Source organism: Bradyrhizobium sp. S3.12.5 (assembly GCF_040548225.1).
In the GTDB taxonomy this organism is placed as follows: domain Bacteria; phylum Pseudomonadota; class Alphaproteobacteria; order Rhizobiales; family Xanthobacteraceae; genus Bradyrhizobium; species Bradyrhizobium cytisi.
The window spans coordinates 106,451-132,622 of sequence record NZ_JBEPRF010000012.1; the positions used below are offsets into that span (position 1 = coordinate 106,451).

Genomic DNA, 26,172 nt, shown 5'->3' on the forward strand with positions numbered 1-26,172 from the left:
TTCAAGCCAGGACAAATCCTGCCGGCCTTTCCCGCAGCCGTGAGGTTGCGAGGAGGATCGGCGCCCACCCGCGCCTAGATGGCGGAACCGACCGTGGCGATTATAAGGAAGCCGCCATGACGACTGCATGAAGCTGATCCGAGGCTTGTGGGTCGCCTGCGAAGGCCATTGATTTCATTCCGTTTTTGTAGATTGAGATTATGCACATATCCACAGCCCCGGCATTTCCGGTGGAAGCGCTGACGCCCACCGGGCGAAACTGCCGTGTGCTAAGACCCGTAGCTGCCATGTGCCCTGGATTGCCCGGACTTTCTCCATGATCGCGATGTCAATTGCGACCGCGCTGGTTCTGCTGGCGGTGGTCACGCAGGCCGGAATCGTCGCCGTGCAGCGTAGCTTTCCACCGCAGGGCCGGATGATCGAGGTCGACGGTGCTGTGCTCCATGTCGTCGACATCGGCCCGCGCGATGCCGGCCCTCCGATCGTGATGCTGCATGGCGCGAGTTCCAACCTCGAAGTGATGCGGCATCCGCTCGGCGACCTCCTGGCCAAGCAGCATCGCGTCATCCTGATCGACCGTCCCGGCCATGGCTGGAGCACGCGCGCGCGACGGCAGGATTCGACGCCGGACATCCAGGCGCGGATGATCGACGAGGCGCTTGGCAAGCTCGGGATCGATCGCGCCGTCTTCGTCGCGCATTCATGGAGCGGGGCGCTCGGCGCGCGGCTGGCGCTCGATCACGCAAGCCGCGTCGCCGGCCTCGTGATGCTGGCGCCGGTGACCCATCCCTGGCGCGGCGGCGTCGGCCGCTACAACGAGATCATCGCAATGCCGGTGATTGGGCCGCTGCTCGCCTACACCATCACGCTGCCACTGGGCTATTTCGTCGCCGAGTCTGGCGCGCGCAGCGTCTTCCTGCCGCAGACGATGCCGGACGGTTTCGTGAAGGAGTCCGCGACGCCGCTGTTGCTGCGTCCGCGCGAATTCATCGCCAATGCCTATGATCTGGTGACGCTGAAGGCGTCGGTGGCCGAGCAGGCTCCACGCTACGGCAAGATCAGGGTGCCGGTCACGATCATCGCCGGCGAGCCCGACAAGACGGTAAAGACCGACATCCACGCGCGCCCCTTCGCAGCGGCGGTGCCGAACGCAAAGCTGATCGTGCTGCCCGATCTCGGCCACATGGTGCAGAACGCGGTGCCGGATCTCGTGAAGACGGAGATCGAGACAATGATCGGTCAAGTCGCCGCGGCGCAGGCGGCCGCGGATTAGCGGCCGCCGCTCACCCGCTTACTGCTTGATCTTCCCGTCCTTGTCGAACTGCGACACATAGGTCCACAGATTGTTGATCTCGGTCTCGTTCTTGATGCCGGCGAACGCCATCTTGGTGCCGGGGATCTTGGCCTTCGGGTCCTTGATGTATTCCTTGAATTGCGCCTCGTTCCAGGTGATGCCGGAATTCTTGTTCGCGTCCGAATAGCTGTAATCCGGCGCGGTGCCGGACTTGCGGCCGTCGAGGCCGTTGAGCTCGGGGCCGACCTTGTTCTTGGCGCCTTCGCCGATGGCGTGGCAGGCCAGGCATTTGTTGAACGACGATTTGCCGGCCGCGGCATCCTGCGCCATCGCGCTGGTGGCCGTGGCAGTGACGGTGAGGATCATCAGCGCGCCAAAAGTCAGTTTTTTCATAGGGTGCTCTTCGTCTCTTTCCCGGTGGGGTCTTATTCGGTCGGCGATCGTCGAACCCTGCCGGTTTTGGCACGGCCCGCTCGGCTTGGACAAGCCGCGAAACCATGACAGGTTTCATGATTTCCCACTTGTCCCAGAGCGAACTCGCCGGAAGATCGTTGCTCCGACTTTCGGATGGCCTACCCAAACGGCCCCGGACGTGGTTGATTTGTCGCGACAAATCGACACTGCGGCGTGAGCCGGAAGGACAAGTCATGGCCATCATGATGCCTGCGAGCGATCAGGCCGTGCTCGCGCGCCGCGCCGAGATCGTTACTGCACTGCGCGCGATCGTGCCCGGCGAGGGCGTGATCGATACGCCTGCCGAGATGCGGGCCTATGAATCCGACGGGCTGACCGCCTATCGGCAGCCGCCGATGGTCGTGGTGCTGCCCGACACCACCGAGCAGGTCTCGCTCGTCCTGAAATATTGTGCCGCCCACGGCATCAAGGTGGTGCCGCGCGGTTCCGGCACCTCGCTATCCGGCGGCGCGTTGCCGCTGGAGGACGGCGTGCTGCTGGGTCTCGGCAAGTTCAAGCGCATCCGCGAGATCGATTTCGACAATCGCGTCGTCGTCACCGAGCCCGGTGTCACCAATCTCGCGATCAGCCAGGCGGTCGCGCATGCCGGCTTCTATTACGCGCCCGATCCGTCCTCGCAGATCGCCTGCTCGATCGGCGGCAATGTCGCGGAAAATTCCGGCGGCGTGCACTGCCTCAAATACGGCATGACCACCAACAACGTGCTCGGTTGCGAATTTGTCCTGATGAGCGGCGAGATCCTGCGCATCGGCGGCAAGGGGTGCGAAAATTCCGGCTACGACCTGATGGGCGTCATTACCGGCTCAGAAGGTCTGCTCGGCGTCATCACCGAGATCACGGTGCGCATCCTGCAGAAGCCGGAGACGGCGCGCGCGCTGATGGTCGGTTTCGCGCAGGTCGAGGCGGCCGGCGAATGCGTGGCGCGCATCATCGGCGCCGGCATCATTCCCGGCGGCATGGAGATGATGGACAAGCCTGCGATCCATGCCGCCGAAGCCTTCGTCCATGCCGGCTATCCGCTCGACGTCGAGGCGCTGCTCATCATCGAGCTCGACGGTCCCAAGATCGAGGTCGACGAGCTGATCACGCGCGTCGAGACCATTGCGAATGGCTGCGGCTCGACCACCTGCCAGATCTCGACCTCGGAGGCCGAGCGCAATCTGTTCTGGGCCGGCCGCAAGGCTGCGTTTCCTGCCGTTGGCCGCATCTCGCCCGACTATCTCTGCATGGACGGCACGATCCCGCGCGGCGCGCTGCCGAAGGCGCTCGCCCGCATCCGCGCGCTCTCGGAAAAATACCAGCTCGGCTGCGCCAACGTGTTCCACGCCGGTGACGGCAATCTGCATCCGCTGATCCTCTACGATGCCAACAAGCCCGGCGAGATCGAGCGCGCCGAAGCCTTCGGTGCCGACATCCTGCGCGCCTGCGTCGAGTTCGGCGGCGTGCTCACCGGCGAGCATGGCGTCGGCATCGAGAAGCGTGATCTCATGCCCGACATGTTCACCGAGATCGACCTCAACCAGCAGCAGCGGCTGAAATGCGCCTTCGACTCCCAGGGCCTGCTCAACCCAGGAAAAGTGTTTCCGACCCTGCACCGCTGCGCCGAGCTCGGCCGCATGCATGTGCATGCCGGTAAAGTTGCGTTCCCGGACATTCCGCGGTTCTAGGATCTTATGGAGGGAAGAGCTTGCGACGCGAGCGCTTCCCTCCACGAGCGTTTACAGCAGCCCGTATTGCGCGCGCTCACGCTTCGCCAGCAGCGGCAGCGCTTCGCCGGCGATGTAGGTCTTGAAATGCGCGCTCTCCTGGTGTGCCTTGAACGCGGCTTCGTCGCGGAACAGCTCGTAGAACAGGAACTGCGCCGGATTGTCCGTAGCCCGCGAGATCAGGAACAGCTTGACGCCGTCCTCGCGCTGCGCCTCCGGCAGGAAGCGATCGAGGATGGCTGCGATCCTGTCGGCCTCGCCGGGCTTGGCCTCCCATTGCGCGACCACGAGCAGGCCGCCGCCGTCGACAGCGTCGCTGATGGATTTCTGTGTTGCATAGTGGTTCATTGTCTTTGCTCCTTGCTCCTGTGCCTGAGATGACGCCGCCGTCCATGGCGAGAGATGGATCGCCAGGACGGTGCCGCAGGCGCGGATCACTGACCTGCGGCTGAACGCTCCATGTGTGCGCGGTGCCGGCCGCGCATGTCTCGATCGCTCCATCTGTGCCTCCCTTGCTTCGTCTTCGATCGCGATCGCTGCGACCATCTCGCGATGTCTTGCCGGTTGGCTTCGCCGGTGATCGAAGTGTCGATGTCGTGAACATTTCGATCCTGATCGAAACGTTGCGGCGACGTCCGGTGCGACAAGCAGGATGGGTTTTCGTCACATGCCGGAGCTGGCCATGCCGACCATCGCACGCGAGCTCGCCGACCTAGCGGCCCTGATCGCCGATCCCGGCCGGGCCCTGATCCTGTCGCGACTGATGGACGGACGCGCGCAGACCGCGGGCGAGCTGGCGCTGGTCGCCGGCGTCACGCCGCAGACGGCGAGCTGGCATCTCGGCCGGCTGGTGCAGCACGCGCTTCTGAAAGTCGAGCGGCGGGGGCCGCGCCGGTTGTACCGGCTGGCCACACCGCTCGTCGCGCAGGTCCTGGAGGGCATGATGACGGTCGCCGTAACAGGTCCGCAAGCCACGCGGCCGCCGGCACGGATCGATGCCGCGATGCGGCAAGCGAGGACCTGCTACGATCACCTCGCGGGCGAGCTCGGTGTCGCCCTCGCGGACGCGCTGCGGGAGCGCGAATATCTGGTTCTCGACCAGGAGGTTGGTGAGCTGACGGAAGCGGGCACGGCGTTCCTCGGCAGTTTCGGTATTGATCTCCGCCCGTCGTCGCGGCATCGGCGGGTGCTGTGCCGGCCCTGTCTTGACTGGAGCGAACGCCGGCCGCATCTGGCAGGACGGGCAGGTGCGGCGCTCGCTGAGCTGGCGTTCCAGCGGGACTGGATCCGCCGCAGGCCGCAGGGGCGCTCGGTCGAGATCACCGATACCGGGCTTGACGCATTTCGCTCCCTGTTCGGTGTCCGCATTTGATTTTGGGACCAAATTTCGTTACCCGCTAGACGCGTGGACACGCTCAGGGTCAGAGACGCCAAAGACGTCGAAGAGGTGGTGCGCGCGGCGATTGCCAATGAGCAGCCGCTCGAGATCATCGGTCATGGCTCCAAGCGCAGCATCGGGCATGCGATGGCGACCAACGCCGTGCTCGATGTCTCCGCGCTCAACGCCATCACCTCCTACGAGCCCAATGAATTGATCGTGACGCTCCAGGCCGGCGCACCGCTGGCCGACGTGCTGTCGCTGATCGATGCCAAGAACCAGCAATTCGCCTTCGAGCCGATCAACACGGCGCCGCTGCTCGGCACGCCCGTATCAGGCACCATCGGCGGCATGATCGCGGCCGGGCTGGCCGGCCCGCGCCGGATCAAGGCGGGCGGGGCGCGCGACCATCTCCTGGGGGCGCATGCGGTCTCGGGTTTCGGCGACAGCTTCAAGACCGGCGGCAAGGTGGTGAAGAACGTCACAGGTTACGACCTCTGCAAGCTGCTTGCTGGCTCCTGGGGCACGCTGTCGGTGATGACCGAAGTGACGCTGAAGGTGATGCCAAAGCCCGAGGCCGAGCGGACGCTGCTGCTGCGCGGGCTCGACGATGCCGCCGCTAACAAGGCGATGATTGCGGCCCTCGGCTCGCCCTTCGACGTCTCCGCCGCCGCGCATCTGCCGAAATCGGCCTACCGCGCCAAGACCGACGGGCTTGGCGATATCGCCGGCCAGGGCGAGGCGTTGACGGTGCTGCGGCTCGAGGGCATCACGGCCTCCGCCGCCCATCGCGCCGGCTCGCTCCTCGAATTGCTGGCGCCGTTCGGAACCGCAACGCTGATCGAGGACGCAGCGTCATCCACGCTGTGGGCCACCATCCGCGACGTGCTGCCGTTCGCGGCCGGCGGCGCGCTTGGCGGCTGGCCGGTGTGGCGGATCGTCTGTCCGCCGGCTTCGGGCGCGGCGCTCGGCACGCAATTGGCGCGCGAGACCGGCGGCGACGTCATCTACGACTGGGGCGGCGGGCTGATCTGGGCGGCACTGCCGCCGACGGCCGACGCGCATGCCCAGGCCGTGCGCCAGCGGGCCAATGCGTTCGGCGGGCATGCCACGCTGATCCGGGCCGCTGACGACGTCAGGCGCAGCGTCGACGTGTTCCATCCGCAATCGCCCGGCATTGCCGCGCTGAGCGATAGGGTCCGCACCAGTTTCGATCCAAAATCCATTTTGAACCGGGGACGGCTGACGCGGGGCACTGCGGCATGAAGACCGAATTCTCACTCGCGCAGCTCGCCGACCCCGACATCGCGGAAGCCGACAAGATCCTGCGCGCCTGCGTTCATTGCGGCTTCTGCACCGCGACCTGTCCGACCTATGTGCTGCTCGGCGACGAGCTCGATAGCCCGCGCGGCCGCATCTATCTGATCAAGGAGATGCTGGAGAAGGACCAGGCGCCGACGGCCGAGGTGGTCAAGCATGTCGACCGCTGCCTGTCGTGCCTGGCCTGCATGACGACCTGTCCCTCCGGGGTGAACTACATGCACCTCGTCGATCAGGCCCGTGTCAGGATCGAGCAGCGTTATCAGCGGCCGCTGACCGAGCGGCTGCTGCGCCAGGTGCTGGCCTTCGTGCTGCCCGACCCGCAGCGGTTTCGCATCAGCATGCGGCTGGCACAGTTGGCCCGGCCCTTTGCCGTCTTCCTGCCGACCCCGCGGCCCTCGGCCACGCCCGGCCTGATCCAGCGCCTCAAGGCGATGCTGGCGCTGGCCCCAGGGCGGCTGCCGGCGCCGGGCGCGCGTCCGGGCAGCGTGTTCGCTGCGCTTGGCAAGAAGCGCGGCCGGGTCGCGCTGCTCCAGGGCTGCGCCCAGCAGGTGTTGGCGCCGCGCATCAACCAGGCCGCCATCAGCCTGCTGACCCGTCACGGCATCGAGGTCGTCCTGGTCAGGGACGAGCAATGCTGCGGCGCGCTGACCCATCACCTCGGTCACGACGATGACGCGCTGGGCCGGGCCCGGGCCAACGTCACGGCATGGCAGAAGGAAGCCGCTGGCGAGGGGCTCGACGCCATCCTGGTGACGGCGTCCGGCTGCGGCACGGTGATCAAGGACTACGGCTATCTGCTGCGCGAGGACGGCGCGTTCGCAGCCGATGCGGCAAAGGTGTCCGCGCTTGCGAAGGACATCACCGAATACGTCGCGGGCCTCGGATTGCAAACGACTGCACGGCAAGACAACATCGTCGTCGCCTATCATTCCGCGTGTTCGTTGCAGCACGGGCAGAAAATCGCGGGGCTTCCGAAAGAATTGCTTTCCAAGAATGGATTCGTGGTGAAAGATGTCCCGGAGAGCCATTTGTGTTGCGGTTCGGCTGGGACCTACAACATTCTCCAGCCTGAGCTTGCGGGCCGGTTGCGCGATCGCAAGGTTGCCAACATCGCGAGCGTCAAGCCGGACATGATTGCCGCGGGCAATATCGGTTGCATGGTGCAGATTGCCAGTGGCACGTCAGTCCCGGTCGTACACACGATTGAGCTTCTCGATTGGGCTACGGGCGGGGCGCGACCGGCACTGGATGCGTCGCGCTGAGCTTTCGTCCGGAGGTGACGGCTGAAGGGCGCCCGATCGACCATTGTACGGCGGCAACAGGAGGATCACGATGGCGAAATCGAGTAAGAAAAAAAGCAAGAAGGCCAAAAAGGCCAAGAAGGTTGTAGCGGCGAAGAGGGCGACGAAGAAGAAGGCGGCCAAGAAGTCCGCCAAGAAGTCTGCCAAGAAATCCGCTAAGAAGTCTGCGAAGAAATCGGCCAAGAAGGCTGCGCCGAGGAAGGCAGCCAAGAAGACGGCAAAGAAGGCTGCGGCCAAGAAGGCCGTGAAGAAGGCCGCGCCGAAGAAGGCCGCCAAGAAAGCCGCACCGAAGAAGGCGAAGGCAGCTCCCGCGCCGAAGCCGGCAGCTCCAGTGGCAGCACCGGCACCCGAGCCTGCCGCCGAGACAAGCTGGGCGATGCCTTCGTCTTCTGCGGAACCGACGCCGGCCGAAGGACAAGGTTAGGCCTCAAGGTTGGGCCCAAGCTCAGCCCAAGGGCCGACTTCATTCCCCGACCATGATCGACAACAGGAAGGCCGCGGCGGTAACGCTGCGGCCTTTTTGCATCGCCGCTCCGGCTGCGGCCGGAGGCTGCCCTTTTTTGAGTCAGCTGATTCGTGGCACGCGCGCCACGGTGCCGCGGACCTACGTAGTATCCCGGACGGCTCTGTGCACTTTGGAGTGAAAATAATGTGATCGGGAAGCAACACCGGCCAACAACCTTTCGTGGAATCGTCAGAACGCCCAAAAAGTCGGCAGATGCCCGTGTTTTTTGCTTCACGGTTCACATCCCTCAATCCAGATTGCGGCGGTAACGAAATTTGCAATCAGGTCGGGTGGCCCCGGGGGGCTTCCGGAACTCGACCGGGGTCTAGAACTGGTGATGGGGATCGAAATGAAAAAAGTGACTTTGTTAGCAACGGCGCTGGCAATGGTGACGGGTTCGGCTTTCGCGGCAGATCTGCACGTGAAGGCACTGAAGGCGCCGCCGCCGCCCGCGTTTGATCCCTGGGATATCGCCTTCGGCGGCGCGATCATGAGCGACTACATCTTCCGCGGCGTGACCCAGTCGAACCACAAGCCGTCGGTCGCCGCCTATTTCGAGCCCCGCTACAACATCAACAAGGACCTCCAGCTCTATATCGGCGTGTCCGGGGAGAGCATCTCCTTCGCCAACCGCGCTGCGGCCGAAATCGACGTCTATGGCGGTATCCGCCCGACCTTCGGCGCGTTCGCCTTCGACATCGGCGTCTGGGGCTACCTGTATCCGGGCGGAACCTGCTACAACGGCGGCAACGGCGGCCTGGCTGTCGACGCGGGCGGTAACCCGATTAGCGCGGAATGCTTCGCGAACTTCCTTCCCAACGGCAACGTCATGAAGAAGGATGTCAGCTTCTTCGAAGTCTACGGCAAGGTCACTTACACCATCAACGACAACTGGTCGGTCGGCTTGAACGAGTACTACTCGCCGAACTTCCTGAACTCCGGCGCATGGGGCGACTACGCCTCGATCACCGCCAAGTACACTGCGCCCAGCACGATCTTCGGTTCGAGCGGCGTCGGCATGTATGTGTCGGGCGAGTTCGGTCGCCAGTTCCTCGGCACCAGCGACTCCTTCTACGGCACGACCTTCACCAATCCCGGCTTTGCCGGGCCGTTCCCGAACGGCATCAAATACGCCGACTACAACACCTGGAACGTCGGCATCGGCTTCACCTACAAGGTGTTCACGCTGGACCTGCGTTACTCCGACACCGACCTGAACAAGGGCAATTGCAACGCCTTCACCAGCGCCTTCAACGGCTCCGGTACCACCAACGTCACTGCGATCAACCCGACCGGCGTCGGCTCCAACTGGTGCGGCACGGCCGGTATCGCCAAGCTGTCCTTCGACCTGACGGCGATGACCAACCTGAAGTAAGTTTGTCCCGAGACGACTAACGGGGGCGGCAGAGCAATCTGCCGCCCTTTTGTTTTGGGCGCCGCTTCCTGCGCGCTCAGCGCGCCGCGCTCGGCTCTGGCTCGGCCGGCGCACTGCCATTGCCCAGCACATGGATCGCGCCGTCCTTTGCCATCGCCACCTTGCGGGTGTGGAAGGCGTCGAGCGTCGAGCGATGGCCGATCGAGACGATGGTGGCCTGCGGCAGCTTTTCCGCCAGCAGCCGGTAGAGCCGCGCCTCGGATGGCTCGTCGAGCGAGGCGGTGGCCTCGTCGAGGAAGAGATAGTCCGGCCCATGCAGCAGCGCGCGGGCGAGCCCGAGGCGCTGCTGCTCGCCGAGCGACAGCATCCGGTTCCAGTGGCCGTCCTCAGTGAGCCGTTCGGCGAGGTCGGGCAGGCCGACCGCGATCAACGCGTCCCGGATCTGGGTGGCCTGGAATGCGCCGGGTGCTGCGGGATAGATCACTGCGTCACCCAGCGCGCCGACCGGGAAATAGGGGCGTTGCGGCAGCATCATCAGCTTCGCCTGCGCGGGGATGGCGATGGTGCCGGTGCCGAACGGCCAGATGCCGGCGATGGCGCGAAATAGGGTCGACTTGCCGGAGCCCGACGGCCCGGTCACGAGCACGCGCTCGGGCGCCTGGATGGCGAAGCCGTCGGCTGCGACCAGCGGCGTGCCGTTGGGGAGATACACGCAGAGCTTCTCGAGGCCGATATTGCGGCTGCCGCCTGCCGCTCTGAGTTCGATCGTCGCCTCATGCGCCGGCAGGTTTGCCGCGGCATCGACCGACATCTCGAAGCCGTCGAGACGCGCGACGATCGCGCGCCATTCCGCGATTGTTCGATAGGCCGTGACGAAGAAGGACAGCGCATCCTGCACCTGGCCAAACGCCGAGCCGGTCTGCATCATGTCGCCGAGCTGGATGCTCTTGGCGAAGTAGGCGGGCGAGACCACCACATAGGGAAAGATCGTCGCAGCCTGACCGTAGCTCGCCGTGAAGGCGGTGAGGCGCTTGGTCCGGCTCATGATCGCATACCAGTTGCCGATGACGTAGCCGAAGCGCTGAAGGAGATGACCTCGCTCCGCGCTCTCTCCCTTCAAGAGTGCAATCTGCTCGGAATTTTCGCGCACGCGGATCAGGTTGAAGCGGAAGTCGGCCTCGTAGCGCTGCTTCTCGAAATAAAGATTGATGAGCGGCGCGCCGATCCAGTGCGTCAGTGCCGTACCCAGGAGCGCGTAGGCCAGCGCGCACCAGACCAGGAAACCCGGGATGACGATATCGGTGCCGTAAATATGCAGGGGCGCCCTGTTGGACAGACCCCAGAGGATGACGATGAACGATGCCAGCGTCACGATCGACGACAGCAGGCCGAGACCGAGGACGAGCGTTTGCTCGACGAAGTTGGTGACGTCCTCGGTGAGACGCTGGTCCGGGTTATCGGCGGCGTCGCCCTTCAGCTGCATGCGATAATGCGTGGCGCCGTCGAGCCATTCGCCGAGATAATGTTGGGTCAGCCATCGCCGCCAGCGGATCTGCAGCCACTGGTTCAGGTAGAGCTTGTAGACGGCCAGCGCCACGTAGGTGAAGGCAAGGCCGAGGAAGATCCAGACCTGCATGACGAACTCATTCAGATCGTAGGCCTGGAGCGCGCTGTAGAACCGGTTCTGCCACTGATTGAGCAGCACATTGATCGCGACGAGCGCCAGCTCCATTGCGACGACGACGCCGAGCAGGCCGCAGCCGGCCCATTTGTCCTCCGATCGGAAATAGGGGCCGGCGATTCGCCAGACGGTCGCGAGCGTGGCGCTGATGTTTCTCACAGAGGGCGATCTCCTGACGGATATGCACAGCGGCGCCAAAGCCAAGCGGCTGAGGGCATGGCAGAAAATGGGTGCGCTTAGACTAAAGTCGCAAGTTCTGCAATTTGCGTTGGCTAGCCGCGGCTTGCAACCCTAGCATGGGCATAACGGCGTGGGGTGGGGGCTGCCAGATTTTCGCGAGCTTGTGAGCAGGCGGGAACCGCGGCTTTCGCGAGGAATTCGCGTCCAACTCGGGGGTTATCGCTTCCAACGTCGAGCAGGCCCGCCGCCCACGCTGGCCGGCCTGCCACATAAACGCGTGGGGGAGGAAGACCATGTGGAATCAAATCTATGATCCGCTGCACAGCCCCGTGCTGTCGACGATCGCGGCGGCGATACCCGTCGTCACGCTGCTGGTCCTGATCGCGAGCGGGCGCGTCAAGGCCCATATCGCAGCTGTTATCGCCGTGATCGTGACCAACCTGATCACGATCTTCATCTTCACCATGCCGGTGAACATGTCGATCCGCGCCTCGATCCTCGGCATTGTGACCGGCTTCTTCCCGATCGGCTGGATCGTTCTCAACGTCATCTTCCTCTACCAGGTCACGGTGACGACCGGGCGGTTCGAGCTGTTGAAGCGCGCGGTCGGCGGCGTCACCGAGGACCGGCGCCTGCAATTGCTGCTGATTGCCTTCTCGTTCGGCGCCTTCTTCGAGGGGGCCTCGGGCTTCGGCACACCGGTCGCAATCACCGGCGCCGTGCTGATCGGGCTCGGCTTCTCGCCGCTCGCGGCGTCCGGCCTGTCGCTGATCGCCAACACGGCGCCGGTCGCCTATGGCGCGCTGGGCACGCCGATCCAGGGCCTTGCCTCGGTCACGGGGCTCGATCCCTACATCCTCGGCGCCATGGTCGGACGGCAATTGCCATTCTTCTCGCTGATCGTACCGTTCTGGGTGGTGTGGGCGTTCGCGGGCTGGAAGGGCATGAAGGACATCTGGCCGGCGATCCTAGTCACCGGCGTGTCGTTCGCGGTCCCGCAATTCGTGATCTCGAACTACATCAATCCCTGGATCGTCGACATCGGGGCGTCGCTGATCTCGATGGGCGCGCTGATCCTGTTCCTGAAGGTGTGGCAGCCGAAGCAGCTGTGGCTCTCGGCTGCGCTGCGCGGCCGCGACGAATCGGTATCGCATATGGGCACGACAACGCCGCTCGACAAAACTCCGCTCACGCAGGCCGAGCTGTGGAGCGCGCTGTTGCCGTGGATCATCGTCTGCATCGTCATGCTGATCTGGGGTAACGGCGCCTTCAAGACCTGGGCGAACGGGATCTTCACCTGGAACTACGCCGTTCCCGAACTGCACCAGATGATCAACAAGATGCCGCCGGTCGCGCCAGGGCCGACCAAGGAGAGTGCGGTGTTCAGCTTCACCTACCTGTCGTTCACCGGCACTGGCATGCTGATCGCGGCGATCATTTCCGGCTTCCTGATGGGCGTGGGTCCTGGCAGGTTGCTGACCGAGTACGGCCGCACCATCCGGCTGTGTGCGATCTCGTTGATCACGATCTCAGCGATGCTCGCGATCGGCACGCTCACCCGCCTGTCCGGTGTCGACGCCACGCTCGGTCTCGCCTTCGCCGCGACCGGTGTGCTCTATCCCTTCTTCGGCACGCTGCTCGGCTGGTTGGGCGTGGCGCTGACCGGATCGGATACCGCATCGAACATCCTGTTCGGCAACCTCCAGAAAATCACCTCGCAGCAGATCGGCCTGTCGCCGATCCTGATGGCGGCGGCGAACTCGTCCGGCGGCGTGATGGGCAAGATGATCGACGCGCAATCGATCGTTGTCGCCTCCACCGCCACCAGATGGTACGGCCACGAAGGCACGATCCTGCGCTTCGTGTTCTGGCACTCGATCGTGCTGGCCTGCCTGGTCGGCGTGCTCGTGACGTTGCAGGCCTACGTCTGGCCGTTCACCGCGCTGGTGCTGAAGTAACGGGGAGGCGTGTTACAATGAAATCCCCGCGGGTCTCGGCTCGCGGGGATTTTTTGTGTCTTGGATCGACGAATCTTCTCAAAGGCTTCGCTGTCTTATAGAAGACCCGGTGAGTCAGGTCGATCGAGAGGTCTCATGGTTTCGTTCAAGCGGATGGTATGTGCGGCGGCCGCGGTGCTTGCGATGTCCACAGTCGCGCATGCGCAGGAGGGCTTTCCCTTCGGTACCGAGATGACGCTGGAGGCCGTGCCGCAGCCCGGTTCGAAACGAATTCCGAACATCGAGATCGGTGACAATGGCGAGGTCGTGATCGAGCTCTGGTGCAAGGGCGGCAAGGGACAGTTCTCGGTGGCCGGCAACACCGTGATTTTCGTTCCAGGCGCAATTCAGGATCGCTCCTGTCCGCCGGCAAAGGCCCAGGCCGATGACGATCTCGTCGCCGCTCTCGCCGCTGCCGAGACCTGGAAGCGTCAGGGCGACGTGCTCACGCTGATCGGCCCGAAGCCACTGCGTTTTCGTACCAACGGGAATTGAGGCCCGCTCTGGTCATTCCCCGCGAAGGCGGGGAATCCAGTATGCCGCGGCCTATCTATTCAATCACAATCGTCTCGGAGTACTGGATCGCCCGGCCAAGCCGGGCGATGACAGCGCGTTGTTGTGTGCGCCCTACTTCCACACCGACTTGTCGGCGTCCCAGCGCTGGCCCTTCAGCTCCCTGGCGAGCGCCTCGATCGAGCCGTTGTCGTCGGGCTGGTCGCCTTCCTCATCGGCGCTCGCCTCATCCGACACGTTGAGCTTCGCGCCGCTGCTCTCATCGGCGGTCGTGGTCGAAGGGCTGCCGATCCAGACCATCAGCCTGTCGGTCGGCCCCGGCTTGTCGGCGGAGACGAGGCCCGAAACCTCGATCGTGTCGGTGAGATCGAGCGCCGGGAAATCCTGGTTCGGACGCTTGAAGACGAGCTTGAGCTTGCCGGTGGCGGCGTTGAAGCTCTGCGAGACCGGCTTTGCCGCAAGCGTCTTGCCCAGCACGCCAGCCACCGCGGTGGCAAGCTTGTCGCGGTTGATCTTGTCGCCGTCGCGCCAGTCGGCGCCGGGGATGCGGATGGTGCGGTCCATCTCCGCCAGCCCTGCGGTCCAGCCGGCGGCGGTGACACCCGGCATCGCCTTGAATTTCGCGAGCAGTGCGGCCGAGCGCTCCGGGTCGACCGACATGTTGATGGTCTGCTCGCCGGCGCGCAGCGCGTCGCAGCCGACGCTGAGACTTGCCAGCGTCACCTCGACGTCCTGGCCCTTGAGGCTCTTCAGGAAGTCGGTCGCGTTATCCAGCTTGACCTTGACCGCGATCGCTTCGGGCGAGACTTCGGTAAAATCCTTCGGCTGGGGCGTAATGCCGTCGTCGGTGGTCTGGTTGTCCAAAAATTCCTTCTCGCTGAGATCGGCATTGTCAGGCGAGGTCACTTCGGTCACGGCCTGGCCGATACCGATCTGGCCGCGGAACTCGAAGGTGTCGCCGGTCGGCTTGCGCGTGAGCTTGACCGTGACTGGCGCTTTCGCGCCGAGGCTCGACGTTGTGCCGCTCAGCGTCTGGCCTGCGATCTGGAGATTGACGACGAAGCGGTCCTTGCGGTCGGAGTTCTTGGCGACGGGGTAGCAGACGTCGAGCACGGCTGCGGTGACCGTCTTGCCCTGCCGCGTCTCCTTCAGGATCACGTCGGCATTGCCATCCATCAGGCCGTCGATCGAGGTGAAATAGCGCGTCTCCATGCCGCCGGGCGCCGTGGCCTTCGGCGACAGCTTCATCTGGGCGGAGGCGACCTCGGGAGAGACGGCGAGCAGGGCCGCCAAAAGGGCGGTCGAACAAACCAGAAGCGCGCGCATTGACGAAAGTCCTCGAAAGAATGGAATCGGCGTCACCGTAGTGGGTTTTGGCCGCCGGTTGAATCGGAAAGCGTGCAGCATGATCGGCAAAAAAGAAGGCCGCCCGGAGGCGGCCTTCTCAATGCTGTCGGGTGAGGATGGGCTCAGAAGCCGCCCATGCCGCCGCCGGCCGGCGCGGGCGGGGCTTCCTTCTTCGGCGCTTCGGCGACCATGGCCTCGGTGGTCACCAGCAGGCCGGCCACGGAGGAGGCGTCCTGCAGCGCGGTGCGCACCACCTTGGCGGGATCGATGATGCCCTTCTCGATCATGTCGACATAGTCTTCGGTCTGGGCGTCGAAGCCGAAGGTCTCGGACTTGTTCTCGAGGATCTTGCCGACCACGATCGAGCCCTCCACGCCGGCATTCTCCGAGATCTGGCGGATCGGAGCTTCCAGCGCCTTCAGCACGATGTTGATGCCCGCCTGCACGTCGGCATTGGCGTTGGTGAGACGCCCCACAGCCTTCTTAGCGCGCAGCAGCGTCACGCCGCCGCCGGGGACGATGCCTTCCTGCACCGCGGCGCGGGTGGCGTTGAGCGCGTCCTCGACGCGGTCCTTCTTCTCCTTGACCTCGATCTCGGTCGCGCCGCCGACGCGGATCACCGCGACGCCGCCGGCGAGTTTGGCGAGACGCTCCTGAAGCTTCTCACGGTCGTAGTCCGAGGTGGTCTCCTCGATCTGGGCCTTGATCTGGCCGACGCGGGCCTCGATCTCCGGCTTCTTGCCGGCGCCCTTGACGATCGTGGTGTTCTCCTTGTCGATCACGACCTTGCCGGCACGACCGAGCATCTTCACCGTGACGTTCTCGAGCTTCATGCCGAGATCTTCGGAGATCAGCTGGCCACCGGTCAGGATCGCGAGGTCTTCCAGCATGGCCTTGCGGCGGTCACCGAAGCCCGGCGCCTTGACGGCCGCAACCTTGAGGCCGCCACGCAGGCGGTTGACGACCAGGGTCGCCAGCGCCTCGCCCTCGACGTCCTCGGCGATGATGACGAGCGGCTTGCCCGACTGCACCACGGCTTCCAGCACCGGCAGCATGGCCTGCAGGCCTGAGAGCTTCTTCTCGTGCAGGAGGATGTAGGCGTCCTCGAGCTCGGCGGTCATCTTCTCGGGGTTGGTGACGAAGTAGGGGCTGAGATAGCCGCGGTCGAACTTCATGCCCTCGACGATGTCGACTTCGGTGTCGAGCGACTTGTTTTCCTCGACGGTGATGACGCCCTCGTTGCCGACCTTCTGCATCGCCTGCGCGATCATCTTGCCGATGGCGGCGTCGCCGTTGGCCGAGATGGTGCCGACCTGGGCGACCTCGGAGGAAGCGGCGACCGGCTTGGCGCGCTTCTCGATGTCCTTGACCACGGCCGTCACCGCAATATCGATCCCGCGCTTGAGGTCCATCGGGTTCATGCCGGCGGCAACCGCCTTGGCGCCTTCGCGCACGATGGCCTGGGCCAGCACGGTCGCGGTGGTGGTGCCGTCGCCGGCGAGGTCGTTGGTCTTGGAGGCGACCTCACGCACCATCTGGGCGCCCATGTTCTCGAACTTGTCCTCGAGCTCGATCTCCTTGGCGACGGTGACGCCGTCCTTGGTGATGCGGGGTGCGCCGAACGACTTCTCGATGACGACGTTGCGGCCCTTGGGGCCGAGCGTCACCTTGACGGCGTTGGCGAGAATGTCGACACCGCGCAGCATGCGATCGCGCGCGTCTCCGGAAAACTTGACTTCCTTGGCAGCCATGGTCTGCAATCCCTGTTATGTCGTGATGTGTCTTGTTTGATGCTGTGCTGCGGAATGATGGATGCCCGGACCTGATGATCCGGGCATGGCATTCAGCGGCTGTTCAGGCGTCTGGCCTTAGGCCATCACACCCATGATGTCCGACTCCTTCATGATCAGGAGCTCCTCGTTGTCGATCTTGACCTCGGTGCCCGACCACTTGCCGAACAGCACGCGGTCGCCGACCTTGAGGTCGATCGGGATCAGCTTGCCAGCCTCGTCACGACCGCCGGGGCCGACGGCGACGACTTCGCCCTGGGACGGCTTTTCCTTGGCGGTGTCGGGGATGATGATGCCGCCCTTGGTCTTTTCCTCGGCATCGATACGTTTGACCACGACACGGTCATGCAGCGGACGAAATTTGGACTTAGCCATGACGTTTCCCTTTGGAGGCTCAGTTTTCCGAAAGTAGCGGAAGTGGGTGAGGGCGGCGCTCCCGTCCATCCTCTGCCCGAGGATCAAACGGCGCCCCTTAGCAATCGGTCTTTCCGAGTGCTAATAGTGCGCAGGGGATATGGCTTGACTGCGATCCTGTCAAGCAAAGGTGGTTAAGCGATTGGTGAGGCGGATATAGGATGGTGTCTACGGAAACTCGATTCCGGCGCGGGCGTATATTAAGACGTCATTGCTACGGCTGCGGTTTTGCGCTTGGCTGCGGGAGGGATGCGGCCATGGTCTTGTTCGGGGGAATGCCATGATCAGTTCAGCTCACGCGCGCACGGTTGCCAATCTGGCGGCGGCCTCTTGCTTGGCGCTGCTGCTCGGCGCCTGCGGCGGCGGCATGAGCCTGCCGTCCTTTTCCTCGTCCCAGCCGGCGCCCGAGGCCGAGCCGGGCACCGGGCCGGAAATGCCAGCCTCGATCCGCGGCGACGAGATCGTCGGCCGCTGGGGTCTCGCCTCGTTCCAGAACCCGGCCGACCGCGCCCGCACCGAGGCGGCCGCGCGCGCCCAGTGCAAGAATCCCTACGTGATCGGCGCCGGCACCTCCGGCGGCGTGGTCATGCATCTCGCCGACCAGGCCACGCCGCAGGAATTGCGGCTGAAGGGCTCGCCGGGCGGCAAGAATTATATCGGCCCCCCCGGCCCGACGCCGGGCGAGCAGGACCGCGAGATCGTCTCCTTCGACGGCCGCGTCATGATCACCCGCTTCGTCGACAAGGACGCCGCCACCCGCTACGGCAACATGGTCTACGTCCGCTGCGCGCCGAGGGCGTGAGGCGGGCCGAGCTCTAACCGCTCGTCATTGCGAGGAGCCCGCGACAAAATTGCGAAGCAATTTTGCGCTGGTGCGACGAAGCAGTCCAGACTGGTTCCGCGGAGGGACTCTGGATTGCTCCGCTGCGCTCGCAATGACGAAAAAACGCCGGCTTCTCGCCGGCGTTTGCTTTCCGTCTGTCGCGTCGCTTAGTCGAACAGCGCGTCGATATCGTCCTGCGAGGCGTGACCGACGTCGCCGGCGAGCTTCGGGCCGTTGAGCAGCTTGTCGTCCTCGCTGCGGGTATCCACCTGCGCCGGCACGTGGGCCTTGATCGCGTCGACGCCGCCCCAGATTTCCATCATCGCATTGATGTGCTGCTCGATGAACTTCATCGTGCCCATGACCTTGCTGATGCGCTGGCCGGTCAGGTCCTGGAAGTTGCAGGCCTCGAAGATCGAGATGACGCGTTCCTGGATGTCGTCGGCGAGCCGCTTCTGCTGATCGGCCGATTGCACCTTGGACATCGCGCTGGCCGCCTGGTCGATCGACTCCGCGGCTTCGAGGATCTGCTGGGTCGCCTGTTCGGTGCCGCCGACCACCGCGCCGAGCTCGCCATTGACCTTGGCCATTTCGCCGCCGTCAAAGCTCTTGCCGTGCAGCGTCGCGATCTCGCGCTTGGTGCGGTCGATGGCGTCATGGATGAGGTCGAGCTCGACCTTCAGCTTCTCGCACTGCTCGATCTGGGCCCGATAGGTCTCGAGCATCGTGCGTGCGTCGGAAAGCTCCTGGTTCGTGGAGGCGTCGATCGCCGCCATGGCTGCGCTGCCGGACATGGGCACAGTGCCCCTTGCCATCTGTGCGCGGATCGCGCGCAGCTCCGCCATAATCTCGGTATGCATCGGGCCTGCCTCTTCTGCTACGTCAAGAATTGGCATCTCGCCACCGGCGATATCCTCGACACGAAAACGCTTGCGGTGAACAGCCATCAGGAACTCCCCCCACCTCACTCACGCGTCTTTGTAGGCAGAAGCAATTTAACACGAGGTTCACGGCAGGAACTGTCGTGCGGCCGCGCGCGACGACATGCAAACGGGCGATTAACCATGAGGCTCCGCCCTTCATCGAAAATAAACGCTGACCGCCAAATTGTCCCGCCGCGCGCGACGTGGTGAATCGAAACGTCGATTCTGTTTACCAAACGAAACGGAGTTTGCTCTTTATTGACCACGTCGAGGACGCGGACAGCAAGCCGCGTTCGGCGGCGAATGCAACTAGACGAAACAGTACAGAGTACGTCGATGTTCAAGAAAATGTCTGTCGCGCTGCTCGGCAGCGCTTGCGCCTTCCTTGTCGGCGCCGATCGCGCCAGCGCGTTCGACAATACAGTGCCGAACGATCCGCCCGCGGTGCTCTACCAGCCGCATGTGCCGCCGGCGCCGGTGCGCGTCGCCTCCAATGCCAATATGGGCGGCGGCTTCATCGAGTTCCTGTTCGGCGATGGGCCCGGCCGCGGTCCGGCCTATGCGCCGCAGCAGCCGATCTATCAGCAGCAGCCCGCCTACAACGATCCACGCCGCCTGCCGCCGATGGGCGAGCCGCAGATGCAGGGCGGATATCAGCAAGGCGCAGGTCTCCAGCAGGAGGCAATCGATCCGCGGCAGCGTTCGTTCGATCCGAAATTCGAGAAACAGCTTGTTGACTATAGCGGCAAGGAAAGCGCTGGCACGATCGTGGTCGATTCCAACAACAAGTTTCTCTATCTCGTCGAGGGCAACGGCCGGGCGATGCGCTACGGCATCGGCGTCGGACGCGAGGGGTTCACCTGGAGCGGCGTGAAGTCGATCACGGCCAAGCGCGAATGGCCGGATTGGACGCCGCCGGCGGAGATGATCGCACGCCGCCCCGATCTGCCGCGGCACATGGAAGGCGGCCCGGAAAATCCGCTCGGTGCGCGCGCGATGTATCTGGGCTCCACGCTCTACCGCATCCATGGCTCCAACGAGCCCTGGACCATCGGCACCAACGTCTCCTCCGGCTGCATCCGCATGCGCAATGAGGACGTCATCGATCTCTACGGCCGCGTCAATGTCGGCACCAAGGTCGTGGTGATGTGAGCGCCTGACATTCGAAATGAAAACGGCCACCCTTTAGGTGGCCGTTTTGGTTTGAAGTAGCAGCCTTACGCGTAATCGCTGCCGCCATCGTCTCCGCCGCCGAAGTCACTGTCGTCGGCGAGGTCGACATTGCTGTCGCTATTGTCGTCGTCGCTTTGATCGTTGTTATCCCGATCGTTCGACGCCTGGTCGAGGAAGCCCTGACGCGAGTCGTCGCGATCACGGTTCGAGCCGATGTCGTTGAGGCCGGCATCGCGGGCAAGTGAGCCGCCCGACTGGTCGCTGCCGCCCCACGGGCTGCGGTCACCTAGGGCGTTGGTGTCGCCAAACGCCTGCTGATGCGGTCCGCCCATCATGCCGCGGATGCTGGAGAGCAGCAGCGAGCCGCCGACCACACCGGCCGCGGCCGCGGCTGCCGTGCCCAGGAAGGAGCCGCCGCCACCACCGACCGGCGGGGCGCCATAGCCTTGCCCTGGTCCCTGTCCGTAGGCCTGACCATAAGGCGGCTGGCCGTAGCCCGGCTGGGCCTGCTGCATCGCCTGGCCGCTGTTCCAGACCGGCCGCGCGTCACGCGGCGGCACGTTCGGAACCGAGCCGCGCGACGGGCTCGAGCCGAACAGCGTGTCCCGCATGGTGTCGAGGAAGCCGCCGGACTGGGACTGCTCCGGCGCATGGGCCGCTTCCAGCTCCTGGATCCGGTCATGCGCGCGCCTCAGCGCTTCGTCCTGCAATAGCGTGGTCTGCACCAGCGCATAGACTGCGCCCGGCGCCTTGCGTAAGCCGTCCGAAATCGCGGCGATCGCGTCGGGATCGCGCGGTGCATTCTCCAGTTTCGAAAGCCGGTCGAAAAGCTCGTCAACGAGCTGACGTTCCTGCGGCGTCATGATCTGTCTCCCTTGCGCGAAACAAGCGCGAGCCAGATGTAGGGTTCCATTGTGGCCCCAACAGTGGCGGCCGGATTAAATTTCGGTATGCGACAGACTGCCCCGCGGGCTCGATTTCGCCGGTTTCATTGCAATGTCACATGGTTGGTCGTGAGAAGCTGCGCAAAGGCGTCGCTAGCGAGATAGGCATGCTCGCGTTCCCTGACATCCGTCATCGGGTCGAGGCCGGTGAGGACCTCGTCGACGAAGCCGGGATGGCACATCACGAGGCCGCCCTCGGGAAGACCTTCCAGGAACTGCCGCACCAGATCGCCGAAATCGGCCGCGCGTGTGAAATCATAGGCGCCCGCAAATGCGGGATTGAACGCAAGACCGGCGCGCCTGGCCCGGCGGCGGAATTGCGCGCTGAGGACATCGAGCACCATCGCTTTCGGCGACGCCAGCCGTTGCGCCAGCGGCAGGTCGCGTCCGCCCTGGCGCACCCACGCGTTGGGCGCCGCTTCGCTGACGGCATCGAGGAAGCCGTCGCGCACCTGCGGAAACAGCTGCACATGCTGATGGCCGTCGACGAAATCGGGCGCGCGGCCGAAGGCTTCTGCGAAAGCTGCGAGCTGCGCTCTCACCTCGTTGCGAAAGAATTCGCGGTCGAGCCGCCGCAGAAATCCGGCGCGCAGCAGTTTTGGAAAGGCCATGAACATGTCGCCGTCGAGCGGCCGGAAATGCATGGTGAGGGGGCGGAACGGCGCCGACAGCGTCACATGCAATCCGATCGCGCAGCGCGGGCTCGTCTTCGCTGCGGCCTGGAGCGTATCGATCTCGCCACGCTCGATCGCGGGGCCCACCATCATCACCGAGGCCGCGTTGAGGCGGCCGCGCGCGACCAGGTCGCGGATGGCGCGATTGACACCCGGGCTGATGCCGTAATCGTCGGCGCAGAGCCAGATCGGCCGCGGCGCTGCCGCCGCACTCATTCGGCCGCCGTCCTCTTCGACGCGTCGTCGGCCTTGCCGGTCTCGAAATGCTTTTCACTGTGCTCGGCGACGAAGTAGATCGGACGCGCCTTCAGCTCCGAGAGGATCTTGCCGATATATTCGCCGACGATGCCGATCATGATGAGCTGCACGCCACCGATCGTCATCAGGCCGATCACGAGCGAAGGATAGCCGGGTACCTGCTTGCCGGTGGTCCAGACCTCCCACAGGATCGACAGGCCGAACAGGAAGGCGCCGCCGGCGAGGATCACACCGAGCAGGCTCGCAAAACGCAGCGGCGCCACCGAGAACGAGGTCACGCCTTCGATCGACAGGCCAAGCAGACGCGCCGCGCTGAAGGTCGTCACGCCGTGGGTGCGCGGCGCCGGCTCGTAGTCGACGCGGATCTGGCGGAAGCCGATCCAGCTTGCCAGGCCCTTGAAGAAGCGGTTGCGCTCCGGCAGCTGCCGCAGCGCTGCGACCGCGCGCGGCGACAGCAGGCGGAAGTCGCCGGCATCCTCCGGGATCTTCTGACGCGCGCCCCAGTTGATCAGCGCGTAGAAGCCGTGCACGGCGACCCGGCGCAGGAAGGGCTCGTTGTCGCGATGGGCCTTGGCGGTGTAGACGACATCATAGCCGTCCTCGATCCAGTGCCGCACGAGCTGCTCGACGAGCGTCGGCGGGTGCTGGCCGTCGCCGTCCATGAACAAAACCGCGCCGAGCCGGGCGTGGTCGAGGCCGGCCATCAGTGCAGCCTCCTTGCCGAAATTGCGCGACAGCGACACCACCTGGACATCGACCGCATCGGCCGGCAGGCTGCGGGCGATCGACAGCGTCGCGTCCGCGCTGCCGTCGTCGACGTAGATGACCTCGCAGGACAGCCGGTAGCGTTGCCGCAAGGTCTTGGCGATATCGCAGATGCGCTGATGCAGGACGGCGAGGCCCGCCGCCTCGTTATAGACGGGGACGACAATCGACAGCCCCTTCGCAGCGGCACTCGCTGCGGTGGCGGTCAGGCCGGAAACGTCAGAGCCCAGCGTCATCGATCAAGGTTCCAGAGGGCGTTCAAAGTCATCTCAACAGCATATGGTAGCTGCTGCTTGCTGTCGCTACGCTGAACGGACCTGAGGCTCACTGCCGCAGGAACGTTTCGAGCTTGGCGAACAGCGGGTTCTCCCGGTCGAACACGTAGTCGAGCGAGACCACCGAGACGGTCTCGGCGCCATGTTCGCGCAGGAAGCTCGCGAGCGCGTAGAGCTGTCCGGGTGGGCAGTGCAGCGTGAGCATGCCCGACGAGGTCGGTCCGCCGAACGGAGCCTCGACGCCGAAACGGCTGTGGGCCTCAGTGAGCAGGGTGGCGTCGCATTGCCGGAAGCGGGTCCGGACCTCGCGATATTTGTTGGCCCGGGCCCGGGCGGCGATGTGGTCGAGGATGACGCGGGCGGTCTCGCGGGCCTGCGGCGACCAGTCGGCCTCCTTTGAGGCGACCAGATTGGCCTGGCTGCGCAGGATCACGCCGTCGTCGAGCACCCGCAAGCCATTGGCGGCGAGCGTCGCACCTGTCGTGGTGATGTCGACGATCAGCTCGGCGCTGCCGGCCGCCGGCGCGCCCTCGGTCGCGCCAGTGCTCTCGACGATGCGGTAATCGGTGATGCCGTGGCTCTGGAAGAAGCTGCGCGTGAGGTTGACGAACTTGGTCGCGACCCGCATCCGCATGTGATGCTGCTCGCGGAAGCCGGTGGTGACGTCGTCGAGATCCGCCATGGTGCGGACGTCGATCCAGGCCTGCGGCACCGCGACCACGACGTCGGCATAGCCGAAGCCGAGCCCGTCGATCAGCGACACGCGCTTGTCGGCGTCGGCGATATTCTCGCGCACCAGGTCTTCGCCGGTGACGCCGAGATGCGCGACGCCGCGGGCGAGCTGCGATGCGATCTCGCTCGCCGAGAGATAGGCGACCTCGACATTGTCGAGGCCTGCAAGCGTGCCGCGATAGTCGCGGGCGCCGCCGGCCTTCGACAGCTTGAGCCCGGCGCGGGCGAAGAAGGCCTCGGTGTTTTCCTGGAGGCGACCCTTGGAGGGAACGGCCAGAACGAATGGCGCGCTCATGACTTAAGCTCCCACCTTGCGGCCGATCCTGGTCAGCGCGTCCACCCAGACCGAGAAGCCGACGGCCGGGATCGGCGCCGGCGATCCGAGCTGGGTCATCAGTCCATCATAGCGGCCACCGGCAACCAGTGGCTCGGCGCCGTTGCCCCTGTGATGCAGCTCGAATTCGAAGCCGGTGTAGTAATCGAGGCCGCGCCCGAACGCGGTCGAGAAGCGCGTGGCCTTCACGTCGATGCCGCGCGCCGCCATGAAGCCGATCCGGCTCTCGAACTGGTCGATTGCGCCGGCAAGGTCGAGCTTTGCGTCGGCGGTCAGCGCGCGCAGCGCGGCAATGACATCGTCCGGATTGCCTGAGATCGACAGGAAGCGCTTCAGCACGGTGATCGCCTCGCGCGGCAGCGCGCCGCCCTTCAGCGTCGACTGCTCGAGGAAGCGGTCGGCGATCTCTGCCGTGGTGCGGCCACCGACATTGGTGGTGCCGGCGATCGACATCAGATCGGTGACGAAGGCCAGCGCCGCCTTGCGATCGGAGCCGGCGAGCGCCGCCAGCACGCCCTCATATTCGCTGCGCGTGGTTGCGGTCGTGCGGGCCAGCCCTTCCAGATCCTGCTCCAGGCTGATCCTGCGATGGAAGTCCTTGACCAAGCGGCGGCGCCAGACCGGATAAAGGTCGAGCGCGTCGAGCAATGCGTTGAACAGCGCCACGTCGCCGGTGCGGATCTCGACGTCGCGCACGCCGAAAGCCGCGGTCGCCTCCAGCGCCAGCGCCAGCGTCTCGGCATCCGCGGCGGCACGATCCTGGCGGCCGAACGACTCGATCCCGGCCTGGAGGAATTCACTGGCCTGTCCGCTGCGGTAGCGGAACACGGGACCCAGATAGCTGAACCCGGCCGGCTGGCCGGCGCGGCTGGAGGCGAGATAGTCGCGCGCCACGGGGATCGTCAGGTCGGGGCGCAGGCAGAGCTCGTCGCCGGACAGGTCGGTCGTCAGATAGAGGCTTTTGCGGATGTCCTCGCCGGACAGGTCGAGGAACGGCTCGGCCGGCTGCAGGATGGCGGGCTCGGCCCTGACATAGCCGGCTTGCGCAAAGGACAACAGCAGCGTATCCGCCCAGGCGGCGGAGCCGGCAGCATTTGAGGTGGCAGTCGCAGTCATCTCGGGGTCCATCGTCCCGGCGGAACCGGGCAGGGCAAGGGGAGGCCAAGAGGAGGCCAAGGGGAGGCAAGCAGTTGGCGCAGCCCTTAGCATGGCCTGAAAGCGGTTTCGACCTCCAAAGGATCAATCGCTTAACGGTCTTCTGTCGTGCCCCAGATGTCCTGGGAAAGCCACTGGTGGCCGGGATGCGCATACGACAGAGCTGATGCTCGCGCCTCAGCCGAGATCATGCAGATCCTTGCCGAGCGGCGGCGTCAGGCGAAACGCCGAAAAAACGACCTTCAATCCGGCCCGCTCGGGCGTGCAGGCCATCGGCCCCACAAGGTACGAGTCTGCCTTGGCGAATGGCGCCAATCGCACAAGCGGCCAAAGCTTGCCATCGGCCGAAACCTGCAAGCGAAGGACACCATTGGTCACGGTTGCGCGCATCCAGAAGTCGCCGGCGTCGTGCCCATAGGGGGCTGTCGCCCAGTCTGATCGTCCGTCGGTCAGAACGCTGCCAAGCATGGCGCGGCCGTCGGAGAATTCGATTCCGGCCTTGACCCAACGTTGCGCGTCGATACGGACCATGATGCCCGCCTGGTCGTAGAGCGCCCGAAAGTCGCCCTGGACGCGCAATTCGGCGGTGAATGCCTCGGCGGTGCGGAAGCCCAGGAAATGTCCGCTGTCCCGACTGAAGCCGTAATGGGTTTCGCGCCAGAAATCGGTGGCTCGATCAGTGACCATCTCGAGGCCGTCGCCGCGCGCGGTCCACCGTTCCGGTTCATTCAGCCACACACCGTCGCTTCTGCGGAAGATCGGATCGCTCATGTCAAACCTCGATCAGCATTGGCAGCCGGTCCAGCGCCATCCCACAAGGAGGACAACCCAAACGAAT

The 26,172-nt window shown here is 64.8% G+C and carries 24 protein-coding genes; 11 read left to right on the forward strand and 13 right to left on the reverse strand.

Annotated features, from left to right (window positions below):
* Positions 1-316: 316 nt before the first annotated feature.
* Positions 317-1,273 (forward strand): alpha/beta fold hydrolase, encoded by a 957-nt coding sequence (locus tag ABIC09_RS19220; RefSeq protein ID WP_354110221.1) that lies wholly within the window; start codon positions 317-319, stop codon positions 1,271-1,273.
* Positions 1,274-1,291: 18 nt separating this feature from the next.
* Here ABIC09_RS19220 and cycA read toward each other — a convergent pair whose 3' ends face one another.
* Positions 1,292-1,687: a cytochrome c-550 CycA gene (gene cycA / locus ABIC09_RS19225; RefSeq protein ID WP_148755061.1), complete on the reverse strand. Its 396-nt coding sequence runs from the start codon at positions 1,685-1,687 to the stop codon at positions 1,292-1,294.
* Positions 1,688-1,941: 254 nt separating this feature from the next.
* On the opposite strand from cycA, the gene ABIC09_RS19230 reads away from it, so the two are divergent.
* Positions 1,942-3,435, forward strand: coding sequence for an FAD-linked oxidase C-terminal domain-containing protein (locus ABIC09_RS19230; protein ID WP_354032930.1), 1,494 nt, complete (start codon positions 1,942-1,944; stop codon positions 3,433-3,435).
* A gap of 51 nt (positions 3,436-3,486) precedes the next feature.
* Here the strand turns inward: ABIC09_RS19230 and ABIC09_RS19235 are convergent, their stop codons facing one another.
* Positions 3,487-3,822 carry a putative quinol monooxygenase gene (locus ABIC09_RS19235; RefSeq protein ID WP_354032931.1) on the reverse strand — a complete coding sequence of 112 codons (336 nt, stop codon included), beginning with the start codon at positions 3,820-3,822 and terminating at the stop codon, positions 3,487-3,489.
* 334 nt (positions 3,823-4,156) lie between these two features.
* On the opposite strand from ABIC09_RS19235, the gene ABIC09_RS19240 reads away from it, so the two are divergent.
* The 5 genes from ABIC09_RS19240 to ABIC09_RS19260 all read left to right on the forward strand — a co-directional run bounded on the left by ABIC09_RS19240 (position 4,157) and on the right by ABIC09_RS19260 (position 9,356).
* Entirely contained in the window at positions 4,157-4,846 is a 690-nt protein-coding gene (locus ABIC09_RS19240; protein WP_354032932.1) for an ArsR/SmtB family transcription factor, read from the forward strand.
* A 33-nt stretch (positions 4,847-4,879) separates the two neighbouring features.
* Positions 4,880-6,118 carry an FAD-binding protein gene (locus tag ABIC09_RS19245; protein ID WP_354082455.1) on the forward strand — a complete coding sequence of 413 codons (1,239 nt, stop codon included), beginning with the start codon at positions 4,880-4,882 and terminating at the stop codon, positions 6,116-6,118.
* Positions 6,115-7,437 (forward strand): glycolate oxidase subunit GlcF, encoded by a 1,323-nt coding sequence (glcF, locus tag ABIC09_RS19250; protein ID WP_354110222.1) that lies wholly within the window; start codon positions 6,115-6,117, stop codon positions 7,435-7,437. Before ABIC09_RS19245 ends, glcF begins: the two co-directional genes overlap by 4 nt.
* A 70-nt stretch (positions 7,438-7,507) precedes the next feature.
* Positions 7,508-7,900, forward strand: coding sequence for a histone (locus ABIC09_RS19255; RefSeq protein ID WP_354110223.1), 393 nt, complete (start codon positions 7,508-7,510; stop codon positions 7,898-7,900).
* 430 nt (positions 7,901-8,330) lie between these two features.
* Positions 8,331-9,356, forward strand: a complete 1,026-nt coding sequence (locus ABIC09_RS19260) for a TorF family putative porin (protein ID WP_187435301.1) — start codon at positions 8,331-8,333, stop codon at positions 9,354-9,356.
* A gap of 76 nt (positions 9,357-9,432) precedes the next feature.
* Here ABIC09_RS19260 and ABIC09_RS19265 read toward each other — a convergent pair whose 3' ends face one another.
* Positions 9,433-11,196 (reverse strand): ABC transporter ATP-binding protein/permease, encoded by a 1,764-nt coding sequence (locus tag ABIC09_RS19265; protein ID WP_354110224.1) that lies wholly within the window; start codon positions 11,194-11,196, stop codon positions 9,433-9,435.
* Positions 11,197-11,510: 314 nt separating this feature from the next.
* Between ABIC09_RS19265 and ABIC09_RS19270 the strand changes: the two genes are divergently transcribed.
* Positions 11,511-13,175: an L-lactate permease gene (locus tag ABIC09_RS19270; RefSeq protein ID WP_354082453.1), complete on the forward strand. Its 1,665-nt coding sequence runs from the start codon at positions 11,511-11,513 to the stop codon at positions 13,173-13,175.
* A 135-nt stretch (positions 13,176-13,310) separates the two neighbouring features.
* The gene (locus ABIC09_RS19275) at positions 13,311-13,709 is read left to right on the forward strand and encodes an META domain-containing protein (RefSeq protein ID WP_354082452.1); all 399 of its coding nucleotides are present in this window, start codon (positions 13,311-13,313) and stop codon (positions 13,707-13,709) included.
* Positions 13,710-13,841: 132 nt separating this feature from the next.
* Here ABIC09_RS19275 and ABIC09_RS19280 read toward each other — a convergent pair whose 3' ends face one another.
* The 3 genes from ABIC09_RS19280 to ABIC09_RS19290 form a co-directional block, all read right to left on the reverse strand.
* Positions 13,842-15,053, reverse strand: a complete 1,212-nt coding sequence (locus ABIC09_RS19280; protein ID WP_354110225.1) for a hypothetical protein — start codon at positions 15,051-15,053, stop codon at positions 13,842-13,844.
* 143 nt (positions 15,054-15,196) lie between these two features.
* Positions 15,197-16,825 carry a chaperonin GroEL gene (groL, locus tag ABIC09_RS19285; protein ID WP_148755073.1) on the reverse strand — a complete coding sequence of 543 codons (1,629 nt, stop codon included), beginning with the start codon at positions 16,823-16,825 and terminating at the stop codon, positions 15,197-15,199.
* A gap of 117 nt (positions 16,826-16,942) precedes the next feature.
* The gene (locus ABIC09_RS19290) at positions 16,943-17,239 is read right to left on the reverse strand and encodes a co-chaperone GroES (RefSeq protein ID WP_014491914.1); all 297 of its coding nucleotides are present in this window, start codon (positions 17,237-17,239) and stop codon (positions 16,943-16,945) included.
* A 319-nt stretch (positions 17,240-17,558) separates the two neighbouring features.
* On the opposite strand from ABIC09_RS19290, the gene ABIC09_RS19295 reads away from it, so the two are divergent.
* Complete coding sequence (locus tag ABIC09_RS19295) at positions 17,559-18,080, forward strand: hypothetical protein (protein WP_354032940.1); 522 nt, start codon at positions 17,559-17,561, stop codon at positions 18,078-18,080.
* A gap of 188 nt (positions 18,081-18,268) precedes the next feature.
* On the opposite strand, the gene ABIC09_RS19300 is transcribed toward ABIC09_RS19295, so the two are convergent.
* On the reverse strand, positions 18,269-19,048 hold the full coding sequence (locus tag ABIC09_RS19300; RefSeq protein WP_354032941.1) for a protein phosphatase CheZ: 780 nt from the start codon (positions 19,046-19,048) through the stop codon (positions 18,269-18,271).
* Between the two features lie 312 nt (positions 19,049-19,360).
* Here ABIC09_RS19300 and ABIC09_RS19305 point away from each other — a divergent pair, with 312 nt between their 5' ends.
* Positions 19,361-20,176 (forward strand): L,D-transpeptidase, encoded by an 816-nt coding sequence (locus ABIC09_RS19305; protein WP_148755076.1) that lies wholly within the window; start codon positions 19,361-19,363, stop codon positions 20,174-20,176.
* A gap of 65 nt (positions 20,177-20,241) precedes the next feature.
* Here the strand turns inward: ABIC09_RS19305 and ABIC09_RS19310 are convergent, their stop codons facing one another.
* The 6 genes from ABIC09_RS19310 to ABIC09_RS19335 all read right to left on the reverse strand — a co-directional run bounded on the left by ABIC09_RS19310 (position 20,242) and on the right by ABIC09_RS19335 (position 26,105).
* Positions 20,242-21,060 (reverse strand): DUF2076 domain-containing protein, encoded by an 819-nt coding sequence (locus ABIC09_RS19310; RefSeq protein WP_354110226.1) that lies wholly within the window; start codon positions 21,058-21,060, stop codon positions 20,242-20,244.
* A gap of 125 nt (positions 21,061-21,185) precedes the next feature.
* On the reverse strand, positions 21,186-22,031 hold the full coding sequence (locus ABIC09_RS19315) for a ChbG/HpnK family deacetylase (protein ID WP_354110227.1): 846 nt from the start codon (positions 22,029-22,031) through the stop codon (positions 21,186-21,188).
* Complete coding sequence (locus ABIC09_RS19320; RefSeq protein WP_148755079.1) at positions 22,028-23,074, reverse strand: glycosyltransferase family 2 protein; 1,047 nt, start codon at positions 23,072-23,074, stop codon at positions 22,028-22,030. Before ABIC09_RS19320 ends, ABIC09_RS19315 begins: the two co-directional genes overlap by 4 nt.
* An 88-nt stretch (positions 23,075-23,162) precedes the next feature.
* The gene (gene hisG / locus ABIC09_RS19325) at positions 23,163-24,140 is read right to left on the reverse strand and encodes an ATP phosphoribosyltransferase (protein WP_148755080.1); all 978 of its coding nucleotides are present in this window, start codon (positions 24,138-24,140) and stop codon (positions 23,163-23,165) included.
* Positions 24,141-24,143: 3 nt separating this feature from the next.
* Positions 24,144-25,295 carry an ATP phosphoribosyltransferase regulatory subunit gene (locus ABIC09_RS19330; RefSeq protein WP_354110228.1) on the reverse strand — a complete coding sequence of 384 codons (1,152 nt, stop codon included), beginning with the start codon at positions 25,293-25,295 and terminating at the stop codon, positions 24,144-24,146.
* 216 nt (positions 25,296-25,511) lie between these two features.
* Positions 25,512-26,105 carry a DUF1349 domain-containing protein gene (locus tag ABIC09_RS19335; protein WP_148755082.1) on the reverse strand — a complete coding sequence of 198 codons (594 nt, stop codon included), beginning with the start codon at positions 26,103-26,105 and terminating at the stop codon, positions 25,512-25,514.
* Positions 26,106-26,172: the final 67 nt, after the last annotated feature.